10 protein-coding genes are annotated in these 12666 nt (G+C 65.5%); 4 read left to right on the forward strand and 6 right to left on the reverse strand.

The annotated features are described in order from the left end of the window. Position 1 precedes the first annotated feature (1 nt). On the reverse strand, positions 2-1546 hold the full coding sequence (locus AC6IY7_RS03645) for a bifunctional aminoglycoside phosphotransferase/ATP-binding protein (RefSeq protein WP_497781665.1): 1545 nt from the start codon (positions 1544-1546) through the stop codon (positions 2-4). 226 nt (positions 1547-1772) lie between these two features. Then, positions 1773-4382 (reverse strand): magnesium-translocating P-type ATPase, encoded by a 2610-nt coding sequence (gene mgtA / locus AC6IY7_RS03650; protein ID WP_497781666.1) that lies wholly within the window; start codon positions 4380-4382, stop codon positions 1773-1775. A gap of 314 nt (positions 4383-4696) precedes the next feature. Here mgtA and AC6IY7_RS03655 point away from each other — a divergent pair, with 314 nt between their 5' ends. Continuing rightward, positions 4697-5950, forward strand: coding sequence for an O-antigen ligase family protein (locus tag AC6IY7_RS03655; protein ID WP_497781667.1), 1254 nt, complete (start codon positions 4697-4699; stop codon positions 5948-5950). Here AC6IY7_RS03655 and AC6IY7_RS03660 read toward each other — a convergent pair. Both AC6IY7_RS03660 and AC6IY7_RS03665 read right to left on the reverse strand, forming a co-directional pair. Next, positions 5922-7565 (reverse strand): outer membrane beta-barrel protein, encoded by a 1644-nt coding sequence (locus AC6IY7_RS03660; protein ID WP_497781668.1) that lies wholly within the window; start codon positions 7563-7565, stop codon positions 5922-5924. The genes AC6IY7_RS03655 and AC6IY7_RS03660 overlap by 29 nt on opposite strands. Positions 7566-7704: 139 nt before the next feature. After that, the gene (locus AC6IY7_RS03665; protein WP_497782772.1) at positions 7705-7965 is read right to left on the reverse strand and encodes a DUF2312 domain-containing protein; all 261 of its coding nucleotides are present in this window, start codon (positions 7963-7965) and stop codon (positions 7705-7707) included. Between the two features lie 258 nt (positions 7966-8223). On the opposite strand from AC6IY7_RS03665, the gene AC6IY7_RS03670 reads away from it, so the two are divergent. The 3 genes from AC6IY7_RS03670 (at position 8224) to AC6IY7_RS03680 (ending at position 10068) form a co-directional block, all read left to right on the forward strand. Continuing rightward, entirely contained in the window at positions 8224-8688 is a 465-nt protein-coding gene (locus AC6IY7_RS03670; protein WP_497781669.1) for an RDD family protein, read from the forward strand. A gap of 120 nt (positions 8689-8808) precedes the next feature. Continuing rightward, the gene (locus AC6IY7_RS03675) at positions 8809-9540 is read left to right on the forward strand and encodes an arginyltransferase (RefSeq protein ID WP_497781670.1); all 732 of its coding nucleotides are present in this window, start codon (positions 8809-8811) and stop codon (positions 9538-9540) included. 141 nt (positions 9541-9681) lie between these two features. Continuing rightward, positions 9682-10068, forward strand: coding sequence for a hypothetical protein (locus tag AC6IY7_RS03680; RefSeq protein ID WP_497781671.1), 387 nt, complete (start codon positions 9682-9684; stop codon positions 10066-10068). A 146-nt stretch (positions 10069-10214) separates the two neighbouring features. Here the strand turns inward: AC6IY7_RS03680 and AC6IY7_RS03685 are convergent, their stop codons facing one another. Then, on the reverse strand, positions 10215-10595 hold the full coding sequence (locus AC6IY7_RS03685) for an AprI/Inh family metalloprotease inhibitor (protein WP_497781673.1): 381 nt from the start codon (positions 10593-10595) through the stop codon (positions 10215-10217). Positions 10596-10726: 131 nt separating this feature from the next. Continuing rightward, positions 10727-12526, reverse strand: a complete 1800-nt coding sequence (locus AC6IY7_RS03690) for a methyl-accepting chemotaxis protein (RefSeq protein ID WP_497781674.1) — start codon at positions 12524-12526, stop codon at positions 10727-10729. Positions 12527-12666: the final 140 nt, after the last annotated feature.

Below are 12666 nucleotides of genomic sequence, written 5' to 3' on the forward strand. Positions count from 1 at the left end.
CCTACTCCCTCTCCCGCGCAGCGGGGGAGGGTTGGGGAGGGGGCAAACGCGCCGCTATATCCTCTGCGATCACGTCCAGCTCCCGTGATGCGTCGATATGCGTCCATCGCATCTCGCCGAGATCATAATTGCGCTGCCGCGCCGCGATCTCCTGCGTCGCATCCGACACGTCGCCCTTGCGCGCGCCGACGCGCGAAACGCGAACCGGCCCATCGGCGTCGAGCCAAAAGCCCGCGAAGGGAACGCCCGCGCGCCGCGCCGCCTCTTCTAGGGCGTCGCGCTCGCTCTGACGCGCATAGACGGCGTCGACGATGACGCACCAGCCGAATGAGGCGGCGCGCAGCGCCTCGCTCTGCATCGCTTCATAGACCTTGGCGGAGACGGCGACGGTATATGCCTCCTGCGGCAGAGGCGAGGTCGGCGCGACGCCGAAGAGCGTTTTGCGCAATCGATCGCTGTTGAGCGTTCGCGCCCCTGGCGCAGCGCCCGCCAGCGGCGCCAGCGCCGCCGCGACGCTCGACTTGCCGGAGCCGCTGAGGCCCCCGATCGCGACGATGCGCGGCGCAGCTGGTCGCAGCAGCGTGCGTGCGAGATCGAAATAATCGCGCGTCTCCGCGTTCAGCGCCGCCTGATCGGCGTCCGCGTCCAGCGCGCGCGCGGCGGCGACGTCGGCGCGAATCGCAGCGCGCAGCGCCATGAAGAAGGGCAGCAGCGGCAGGCCGTCGGCCTCGTCGCGCGCATCGAGATAGCGATTGAGCGCGAGCGCTGCAAGCTTGTCCTGCCCGCGGCGGCGCAGATCCATGAGCAGAAAGGCGAGATCATAGAGAATGTCGATCGTCGCCAGCTCGTCGGAGAATTCGATGCAATCGAATGGCGTCGGCTCGCCGTCGACGAGGCAGATGTTGCGCAGCGTGAGATCGCCGTGGCAGCGCCGCACCTTGCTGGCGTCGCGCCTGCGATCGAGCAACGCGTCATGCTTTTGCGCCGCCGCGCGCAGCTCATCGGCGAGCGCGCGTCGTTCCTGCGCCGAGACGACAGGCGATTTGGCGAGCGAGCTCGCCTCGCCGAGATCGAGCGGCGAGGCCATGACCGCAGCGCCGCCGCGACCCTCGACCACTTCAGCGCAATCGTGAAATTGCGCGATGCGCTCGGCGAGACGCTCGACGAGCGGCGCCGAGAGGCGGCCGGCGACGGCGAGATTGTCGAGGAGGTTTGCCTCCTCGAAGCGCCGCATCTCGACGACGGCGTCGACGAGCGCGCCATCGCCGTCGAAACACAGCGCGCCATCGTCCCCGCGCGTGATCCGGCGCACGGCGAGATAGAGCTGCGGCGCCGTGCGGCGGTTGAGCGCATATTCGCGCTCGCACATCGCCGAGCGTATCTGCGGCGTATGAAAATCGAGATAGGGAAAGACGACATCGCGCTTGAGCTTATAGACGCGCTCCTTGGTCAGCACGACGATCGAGATATGCGTGACGATCGTCCGCACATCGTCGCCCTGCGCCATGAGAAAGCGGACGGTCTCGTCCTGCGCGCCGAATGTCATGATCCGAGGGCTCCCGAAATCTCGCAGAATGCGCGCAATTCCTTCTCCCATTCGTGGGAGAAGGTGGCCCTCGCGTCAGCGAGGGTCGGATGAGGGCTCACGACCGTATGCGGGTCTTTCATCGCTTTCGCTGTCATTCGCAGCGGGCCCTCATCCGACCCGACTTCGTCGGGCTGCCTTCTCCCGCAGGCGGGAGAAGGAATCGCGCACGAAGATTTCGCCTCCATCACATCCCCCATTTCTTCACGAACCAGCTCTTCACCAAATGCGCCAGCACGCTGTAGCAGATCAGGAAGGAGAAAATCGCCGGCCAATAGAGCAGCGGCAGCGGCGTGAAGCCGAAGACGCCGGCGATGGGCGAAAAGGGCAGCGCCGCGCCGATGAGGCAGACGACGAGAGTCGTCAGCAGCAGAGCATTGCTCGCACGGCTCTCGATGAAGGGAATCCGCGCCGTGCGGATGATGTGGATGATCAGCGTCTGCGTCAGCAGCGATTCGACGAACCAGCCGCTCTGGAACAGCGCCGGATCGGTCCAAGCGCCGAAAGCGTAGATCATCAGCGCGAAAGTCGCATAATCGAAGATCGAGCTGATCGGCCCGATGAAAAGCACGAATTTGGCGATGTTGTCTATGTCCCAGCGGCGCGGCCGGTCGAGATATTCCTTGTCGACATTGTCGGTCGGGATCGCCGTCTGCGAAAAATCATAGAGCAGATTATTGGTGAGCACCTGTATCGGCGTCATCGGCAGAAAGGGCAGGAACACGCTCGCGCCGAGCACGCTGAACATATTGCCGAAGTTCGAGCTCGCGCCCATCTTGATATATTTGGTGATGTTGGCGAAGACTTTGCGGCCCTCGAGCACGCCTTCGCCGAGCACGGCGAGGCTCTTCTCGAGCAAGATGATATCGGCCGTCTCCTTGGCGACGTCGACGGCCGTGTCGACCGAAATTCCGACATCGGCCGCCTTCAGCGCCGGCCCGTCATTGATGCCGTCGCCGAGATAGCCGACGACGTGGCCCTTGCGATGCAGCGCGTCGATGACGCGCGCCTTCTGCGGCGGCGAGAGCTTGGCGAAAACGCTCGTCTCCGAAGCGAGAGCCGACAAATCCTCCTCGCTCATCGTCTCGATCTGCGACCCGAGCACGATGCGCCCGACCTCGAGCCCCACATCCTTGCATATCTTGCGCGTCACAATGTCATTGTCGCCGGTCAATATCTTCACCGCGACGCCGGCTTTGGCGAGCGCCGCTATGGCGGGCGCCGCGCTTTCCTTGGGCGGATCGAGAAAGGCGATATAGCCGAGCAGCGTCAGCGCGCTCTCGTCGGCGATGGAAAAGCTCGTCTGCTCCGGCGGCAGCTCCTTATAGGCGACGGCGACGACGCGGAAACCATCCGCGTTCAGCTCCTCGGTCTCGCGCTGCGCCGCCTCGAGATGCGACGGATCGAGCGCGCCGCAATCTTTCTCCGTCTCATAGCGCGCCGAAATGGCGAAGAGCTCCTCCACGGCGCCTTTGCAAATGAGCAGATGCGGACCGTCGTCGCGGCGCACGACGACGGAAAGGCGGCGCCGCTCGAAATCGAAGGGAATTTCGTCGATCTTCTCGAATTCATGATCGGGACGCAGCGCGGTCGCCAATTCGTGATGGTCGAGCACGGCGCGATCGAGCAGATTCTTCAAGCCCGATTGAAAATGGCTGTTGAGAAAGGCGAATTCGAGAACGCGATCCGCCTCCTCGCCGAATATGTCGAGATGGCGCTTCAGTATGATGCGGTCCTGCGTCAGCGTGCCGGTCTTGTCGGTGCACAGCACATCCATCGCGCCGAAATTCTGGATGGAGTTGAGCCGCTTCACGATCACCTTCTTGCTGGCGATGGCGATCGCGCCCTTGGCGAGATTGACGGTGACGATCATCGGCAGCATTTCGGGCGTCAGGCCCACGGCGACGGAGACGGCGAAGAGCAGCGCCTCCAGCCAGTCGCCCTTGGTGACGCCATTGATGATGAACACCGCCGGCGCCATCACCGCCATGAAGAAGACCATCAGCAGAGTGAAGCGCGTCAGCCCCTTGTCGAAGCTGGTCTCGACGCGCGCGCCGGCCATTTTGTCGGCGAGCGCGCCGAGGCATGTGCGCCGCCCCGTCTCGACGACGATAGCGGTCGCATAGCCGCTGACCACATTCGCGCCCATCAGCGCGAGATTTTGCGCGGCGAAAGGATCGCTCGCCGGGGCGGCATGCGCGAATTTCTCCACCGGCATGGATTCGCCGGTCAGCGCCGATTGATTGACGAAAAGGTCCTTGGCCTCCAGCAGGCGCAGATCGGCGGGGATCATGTCGCCGGCGGAGAGGCGCACGATGTCGCCGGGCGCGAGCCGCTCGATCGGCTCCTCGACGAAATTATCCGCCGTATGCGCGCCCGGCCGGCGCACGGAGGCGTGCGTGCGCACCATGGCCTGCAAGCGCGCGGCGGCCTCGTTGGAACGATGCTCCTGGAAGAAGGCGAGGCCGACGCTCAGCACCACCATCGCCGCGATGACGACCGAAGCGCGCAGATCGCCGAGCGCGTAAGAGGCGACGGCGAGGGCGAGCAGCAGCGCGTTGAGTGGATTCTTCGCCCTGCCGGCGAGCTCGCGCAGCAGGCTGGGGCGCCGCTCATGGGCGATGCGATTGAGCCCGACGCGCCGCAGCCGATGCGCCGCCTCGCGCACGCTGAGCCCCGCGCGCGAGCTGCGCAGAGAGGCGAGAACCGCCTCGCCCTCGGCCTCCGCGGCGCGAAGCAGCGCGCCGTCGAGCCGCTTCTCGTGCAGGAGGCGCGTCGCCGAAAATCGTTGGTTCATCTCTTGCAAATTCCCAATTCGGGCGGGGAGTGAAAGAAGCGAAGCTGTTTCATCGCGGACCGGCAAGGGCGCATGATGTCGCTTCGCGAGAGCCTTTCCGATCCCTATCGGATCAGAAAGGCTCTCGCTTCTCATTTGGAGCGAATTCTGACCGCTCGAACCGAATCGTTCGAGCGGAAAGCGCTCTATCAAGCCAAGGTCACGCTTTCTTAACCATGACGAGGCTAGCAAATTCCGGAGGCGCCGTCCTCACCTCGCGCGCGTCGCGCCCAAAGGCGCGCGACCTCCTGGACCGTTCCGATATGGGACAAGCGATGACCGAGGCCGCGACCGCGGCGCCGCAGCCCCGCTGGACATTGAACTATCCGCGGCTGCTCAACGCGCTGTTCTGGATCACCTCCTTTTCCGGCTCGGTGGTGTTCATCGAGCCTTCGCCCTATGACGGGCTCATCCTGCTGACGCTCATCGTCTGGGTTCTGGGCGGCGTGCGCATTCATCGCGCCGTTCTTCCGGGCGTCGCCTTTCTCGTGCTGTGGGCGCTCGGCGGCTACATCTCGCTCATTCCCTATTGGAACGAGCCCGATCCCGTCGAGTTCATGACGCATACGCTGTTCATCTCGACGACGGGCGTCTTCTATATGCTGTTCTTCTCGGAGAACACGTCGAGGCGCTTCGATCTGTGCATGAGCGGCTATGCGGCGAGCTGCATGCTGGCGGCGGTGATCGCTGTCGGCTCCTGGGCCGGCCTGTTCGGCAATCCGATGACGATGACGCTCGACGGCCGCGCCATGGCGCCCTTCAAGGACCCCAATGTTCTGGGCTCCTATATGGTGCCGGGCGTGCTCTATTTCGTGCAGCGCCTGCTGCTCGGCCGCTGGGCCTATTGGCCGGTGACGCTCGCGGGCCTCGCGCTCTCCGGCGCGGCGCTGTTCACCTCCTTCTCGCGCGGCTCCTGGGGCGCGGCGGTGGTGTCGATCGCGCTGATGACGATCATGTCGGTGGCGACGGCGGATTCGCGCAAGATGCGCATGCGCATCGGCTTCATGGCGCTCGCTGTCGTCGGAATCGTCGTGGTGGGCGTCGGCGCGGCGCTCACCGAGCCCTCGGTGCGCGAATTCTTCTACAAGCGCGCCTCGGCGACGCAGGATTATGACGAAGGCCCGACGGGCCGCTTCGGCAATCAGAAACGCTCGCTGCCCATGCTGGTGGAGCGGCCCAACGGCATGGGGCCGCTGCGATTTCGCCTCACCTTCGGGCTCGAGCCGCATAACAGCTACATCAACGCCTTCGCCTCCAATGGCTGGCTCGGCGGCTTCGCCTTTCTCGGCCTCGTGCTGACGACGACCTTCGTCGGCTTCCGCCTGTCGCTGACGCGCTCGCCCTATCTGCGGCATGGGCAGCTCATCTGGTCGGCGATGTTCGTGTTCTTCCTGCAGGCGCTGCAGATCGACATCGACCATTGGCGCTATTTCTTCATCTATCTCGGCGCCGTCTGGGGCCTCGAGGTCGGCCGCGTGAAATGGGCCGAGCGCAACGCTTCTACGGCTCGAAGCGAAGCCCGCCCATGATGACATTGGCGGTGAAATTGGAATTGGCCGTCGAGCTGACGAGGCGCTGCCAGAAATAGCTGCCTTTGATCGAGATGGAGCGGGTGAGCTTATATTCGAGCTTCACGCCCGCCGTGCCGACCTGCTCGAACGTATTTGCGCCCTGGTAATTGTTGGTCTGGTAGCTGCCGGTGGCGGTGATGGTGAAATTGCGGAACATCGCATGCGTCACATCGAATGTGACATTGCGCGAGAGCACGCCGGCCGCGGCCTGCAGCGTCGTCTCGGAGAGCGTCGTTCCGGCGCGCAAGGTGATCGTGGTGAGCGGCGTCGCCGTATAGATGATGGCGGCGTCGATGATCGGCCCGCGCAGGCGCGGCAGGCGCGGATCGGCATAGTCGCGTTGCGCATAGCCGCCCGAGGCCTCGCCCTTGACGAGATCGGTGATCTTGAAGGTCGTGCCGATACGTCCCGAGACGCCCGTGCTGTCGCGCGCATAGCCGTAAGGATCGAGCCAGCTGTCATGCGTGCGCTTGTCGATCGTCGCCTCGACATAAGGCTTGGTCGATGGATTGAGCTCATAGGCGAGGCGCGGATTGAGCCCGGGATCGCTATAGCTCGTGCTCATCAGATTGAGCGAGGAGCCGTCGTTGTAATTGGCGTTCTGGAAGATCCAGCGGTCGAAGGTCCCGCGCATCGTCGCGTCGAGTCGGCCGAAGCTCTGCGTCACGCCGACGGCGGTCCCGAGCGAGACGATGAGCGGACGATTGACGACGACGACATTGGGCAGGCTGGTGACGAGGCCCGGCGCGCCCGGCCGCTGCGTGTCGAGCGTGAACTTTCCTTCGAATTTCACCTTCGTGTCGCGCGCGACGTCCCAGCGATAGAAGATATCGCCGACGCCATCCGGCCGATCGGCGTTGTCGACGCTGAAATAATCCACATAGCCGAGCCGCAGATTGCCCTGCACCTCGTCGCGCATCCATTCCGAGCGCAGCCTGAGGCCCGCGTCGACGCGGAAGAATTTCGAGCCCTGGACGTCGGAGGTCACGCGATTGGGGTTGGTGTCATAGCCGTAGGTCGGCTCGGCATAGGGGTAGAGCCGCAGCGAGCCGACGCCCAGGCCGAGCGGCGCATAGGGATTGGCGTCGACGATCGGCTTCGGCCTCGCCGGAATCTGCGCGGGCAGCGCGACATTGGGCGGCGGCGGACGCTCGGCCGGCAGATCGAGCGCGCCGCGGAAGCCGCGCATGCGCAGCCTGGCCTGACGCCTGATCTTCTCCTTGGCCTGGACCGAGGTCTTATAGGCCTCGAGCGGCGGCAGCGGATGGGCCGGCGAGAGCGGCGGCGGCTTCAAGGGCGGCGGCGGCGGATTGGGCCTCGGCAGGCGCGCGCGCGCGCGCGGCAATCCGTAATTGGGCGCTCCGGGGGAAACTTCGGGAGCGCCCCGCCGCTCCTGGGTCGAAGGTTGATTGACGAAGGGCGGCGCCGCCTCCGCGCCGGGAATGGGCGGCACGGCGGGCAGATCGCGCAGCGGGGCGATGTCGAGCGAAGAGGGCGAGAGCGTCTGGCCCTGCGCCGGGCGCGAGGGGGCGATCGCCGCCGGCGCAGCCAGCGACAAAGCGATCAACGTCATTGCCGCGGCGCGGCTCTGAGATCTGGCGGAAGCCACTCGTTCCCTCGCGCGGACGCCCTGTCGAAGCAGGCGCGATGGAGTCGAGCGTTAAGGAGTTATGGTTAACGGAGGCTTACCAGTCGAGGCTCAGGCCGGCGGGTCACTCGCCGAGCGCGGCCATATAGAGCTCGAGAATCTCTTCCTCCTCGGCGCGCTTGTGCTTGTCCTGGCGGCGCAGAGAGATGATCTTGCGCATGATCTTGGGATCGAAGCCGGTGCTCTTGGCCTCGCCATAGACGTCCTTGATGTCGTCGGCGATGGCGCGCTTTTCCTCCTCGAGCCGCTCGATCCGCTCGACGAATGATCGCAAATGACCGCCATTCACCTCGCCGGTCGGATCGATCCCGGCGCTGGCCTCCATCTCGCGGGCGGCAACCCTGTTGCTGGCCATGATCTTCTCCTAAAGGGCTCTGAGGGAAACTTCGGACTCTGAGGCTCGGGGGCTCTGGAGGGGACCGCGGCGCCCCGCATCCAGGGCGGAGGGGAGGCATGACAAGCCGCGACCGGCGCCGTCAAGCGCGAGACGAAATAATCCCCGCTTTCCTCCCGTCCGAGCTTGACGCTCGCCCCCGCGCCGCCGACATCTGCCGCGGTATCGACGAGAGAGGACGCGACGAAAATGTACGAAGCCGGCGGCGACGGCCGCACCTATCCGGTCTCGCCGGGGCCGCTCCCGCCGCGAGAGGCGCTGGTCGGGGTGCGCACGCGCCGCGTGCTGGCCGTCTGCCTCGATTTCATCGCGGTTGCGCTGCTGTCGGCGGCGCTGTGGCTCGCGCTTCTGGTGCTGAGCTTCGGCCTTTCGGCCCTGCTGCTGCCGCCGATGTTTCCGCTCGTCGCCTTTTTCTACAACGGCCTCACCGTCTCCGGCTGGCGGCGGGCGACGCCGGGAATGCGCGCCATGGACCTCGAGGTCCGACTCGCCGATGGCGCGCCCGCCCCTTTCCTCAATGCGGCCGTCCAGGGCGTGCTCTTTTACGTGAGCTGGCTGTTTCCGCCTCTGCTGCTCGTCACCTTCATCACCCCCGACAAGCGCTGCCTGCACGACATTCTGGCGGATGTGATCGTGCTTAGGCGCGCCGATTGAGACGTCAAAGCGAAAAATTCTTGGCGCTGCGCGGGCGTCGATTCTAATATCCCTGTCTGCCCGCGCTGGAAGGCGTCGGAGCGTGCGGTATATCGAATTCGGCGACAGGACGAGACCAGCGTGACGAGAGAGCCCCGCGACGCGCCGCAATTCTATCTCACCTCGCCGGCGCCGTGCCCCTATCTGCCCGGGCGCGACGAGCGCAAGGTCTTTACCCATCTCATCGGCCGCCGCGCGCCGGCGCTCAACGACACTTTGACGCAATCGGGCTTCCGCCGCTCGCAGACCATCGCCTATCGGCCGGCCTGCGAGACTTGCCGGGCCTGCGTCTCGGTGCGCGTGAAGGTCGAAGAGTTCCAGCAATCCAAAGGCTTGCGCCGGGTGGCGCGGCGCAATGCCGACCTGTTCTCCGAGGCGCGCCGCCCCCATGCCGTGACCGAGCAATATGGGCTGTTCCGCGCCTATGTCGGCGCGCGGCACAATGACGGCGGCATGGCCGATATGAGCATGGTCGACTATCAGATGATGGTCGAGGACAGCCATGTGGAGACGCGGCTCATCGAATATCGGCTGCCCGGCCCCAATGGCGGGCCGGACCGGCTCGTCGCCTGCTGCCTGACCGATTTTCTCGCCGACGGCCTGTCGATGGTCTATTCCTTCTATGATCCGGCGTTGGACGAACGCTCGCTCGGCGCCTTCATGATTCTCGACCACGTGGAGCGGGTGCGCCGCGCCGCGCTGCCGCATCTCTATCTCGGCTATTGGGTCGATGGCTCCCGCAAAATGGCCTATAAAGCCCGCTTCCTGCCGCAGGAGCGGCTCGGCATGGACGGCTGGAAGCGCGTCGACTGATTCGTTTTTTGCCCGCTTTCCTGAAGGCCAGATGAACGAAGCGGCCATCCGCCGTTCAGCTTCGCGAGGTTAACCTTTCCTTCGTCATCGGGAATTGCCGGCCGGCGCAGGGCGCGGCCGAATGAGCGAAGGAGAGCGTCCATGGGCGCGAATATCACGAAAATCGCCGCGATCGCGGTCGCGGGCGTCATCGCCGCGACGACTGTGGGCGCCGCCACGCCGGCTCGCGCCGACGGCTGGGGCCATCACGGCGGCTGGGGTCACGGCGGCGGCTGGGGTCATGGCGGCTATGGCCGACCCGGTTGGGGCTATGGCGGCTATGGCCATCGCGGTTACGGCTGGGGCGCCCCCGTCGCGGCGGGCGTGCTCGGCGCTCTAGCGGTCGGCGCGGTCGCGGCCGCCGCCTCGCAGCCCTATTACGGCAATGGCTATGGCTATGGCTATGGCGGCTGCTATCCGGCCAATCAGCCCGTCGTCGACGGCTGGGGCAATGTCGTCGCCTATCGCCGCGTGCAGGTCTGCAACTGACTGGTCTGCAACTGATTTTTTTGATTTGAAGAATTCGGCGTCTGGTCAGCCAGGAGCGCCGAAGCCCGCCGCCGCCTCCCCGCCCCCTCTCGCGCGACGGCGAGTGCAGGGCCTCCCGGACTCCCCTCCGGGAGGCCTTTTTTCCGTCACAGGCGCCGCAGCGACAGCGCCTTGCCTTCCTTGCCATCGCGGCGCCAGAGCCCGTCGGGCTCCTGGTCGAAATGCGCCTTGTGGCCCTTGCGGGCGGTGAGCGAGAGACGGCCGCGCTCGAGCGACCAGCCCACCGGATCGAAGATGACGACGCCCTGGTCGCGGCAGGCCGGCGCCAGCTGGGCGCGAAAGCCGCCGGGACCGCGGGCGCGGTCGTCCAGCGTCAGCATGCAGCCCGTGTCCTTGTCGCCGGCGCGCAGGATCGCATAGCGGCCGGCGACGACCGGCTGCGCCGCGACTGCGGGCGTGGCCTCGATGGCGACGAGCGTCAGGCCGATAAGGGCCGGAAGCTTCGCCGAGCGGAAAAAATGCGACATGGAAGGCTCCGGGGACGCGTTGAGAATCGAGGAAGAATATTGCCCTGCGCGCGCCCCTCGACCAAGCCTCGAAGCGCCAAAAAGTCTCGCGCGCGCGTTTTCCGATTTCATCGGCCTGCCGCGCGCGCCGTTCAGAACTCCTCCCAGCTCTCGTCCACAGGCGCGACCGCGATCTTCCTCACGGCCGAAGACGCGCCGCGAGAGAGCGGCCTCGAGGCCGGCCGCGGCGTCCGCGGCGGGGTCGTGACGCGCCGATGCTCGCCGGCGTCGCGACGACCGACGCCCACCTGGAATATGCCGACGCAATCCGAGAGAGCTTCCGCCTCCTCGCGCAAATTATGGCTGGCGGCGGTGGTCTCCTCCACCATCGCCGCATTCTTCTGCGTGTCCTGATCCATCTGACCGACAGCGACATTCACCTGCTGGAGCGAGGCGGATTGTTCCGTCGAGCTGTTGGAGATAGCGGCGATGACCTCGTTGATCTGCGAGACTTGCGCGACGATCTGCGCGAGCGTCTGGCCCGCCTGCGTCACCAGCTGCACGCCCGCGCTGACCTCCGACGACGAGGAGGAGATCAAGACCTTGATCTCCTTCGCGGCCTCGGCGGAGCGCTGGGCCAGCGCGCGCACTTCCGAAGCGACGACGGCGAAGCCCCGCCCGGCCTCGCCCGCCCGCGCCGCCTCGACGCCGGCGTTGAGCGCCAGAAGATTGGTCTGGAAGGCGATTTCGTCGATCGCCCCGGTGATCTGCCCGATGTCGGCGGAGGATTTCTCGATGCGGCTCATGGCCGCGACCGCTTTGGAGACGACCTCGCCGCTGCTCTGCGCATCGGCCTTGGCGCGCGCGGCGATGCGATGCGCCTCGGCGGCGCCCTTCGCCGTTTGCTTCATGCCGGTCGTGATCTCCTCGACCGCGGCCGAGGTCTCTTCGAGGCTCGCCGCCTGCTGTTCGGTGCGCTTGGCCAATTCATCGGCCGCGCCGCTGATCTCTCCCGAGGCGGCGCGAATGACCTCCGCCCCGCGAACCACCGCCCCGATCGCGACCTCGAGGCGGCCGACCGCCGCGTTGAAGTCGGTGCGCAGCTTGTCGAGCGAGGGAATGAACGGCTTTTCGATTCGCTGCAGAAGGTCCCCTTCCGCGAGCTGGCGGAGGCCGTCGCCGATTTCCTTCACGACGCGAACGCGTTGCGTCACATCAGTGGCGAATTTGACCACTTTGACGATGCGGCCGTCCGGATCGAAAATCGGATTATAGGAGGCCTGGAGCCAAACTTCCTTGCCGCCCTTGCCGATGCGCCGGAACTCCTCGGCGAGATGCTCCCCGCGATTGAGCCGGCTCCAGAACTCCCGATAATCCGCGGAATCGGCATAGGCGGGATCGACGAACATGCGATGGTGGCGGCCTTGGATCTCGTCCAGGCGATAGCCGACGACCTCGAGAAAATTCTCGTTCGCGGTGATGATCGCGCCATCCGTCTGGAATTCGATGACGCCCTGGACGCGGGAGATGGCGTCGAGCTTGCCTTGATTTTCCGAGGATTTGAGCTTTTGCGCGGTGATGTCCGCCGCAACCTTCACCACTTTGCGGACCTGGCCGCGGGAGTTCAGCACGGGGTTGTAGGAGGCCTGGATCCAGACCTCCTTGCTGCCCTTGCCGATGCGCCTGTATTCGCGCGCATCGAACTCGCCGCGCCCCAGCTTGGCCCAGAACTGCGCATATTCGGCGCTCGCCGCATAATCGGGCTCCACGAAAGTGCGGTGATGACGGCCGATGATCTCGGCCGGCTCATAGCCGAGGAGCCGGCAGAAGTTCTCATTCGCGCCGAGCACATTGCCCTGCGGATCGAATTCGATGATCGCGAGGGAGCGATCGAGCGCTTCGAGGACGCCTTTGTTTTCGGCGCTTGCGGTCAGCTTTTCGAGGATTTTCATGGCGGCATCCAAAAGTTCTGCTAAATCCAATAGTTGACCCGGGCTCGTTAACAATTGCTCTATCTCGGCCATTGTTCCGGCGCGGCGACGCGACAATTCGCCCGCCCGGCGCCTCGATTCTCTTGCGCTTTTGCCCCTCG

It is taken from the genome of Methylosinus sp. is20ea (assembly GCF_059718135.1).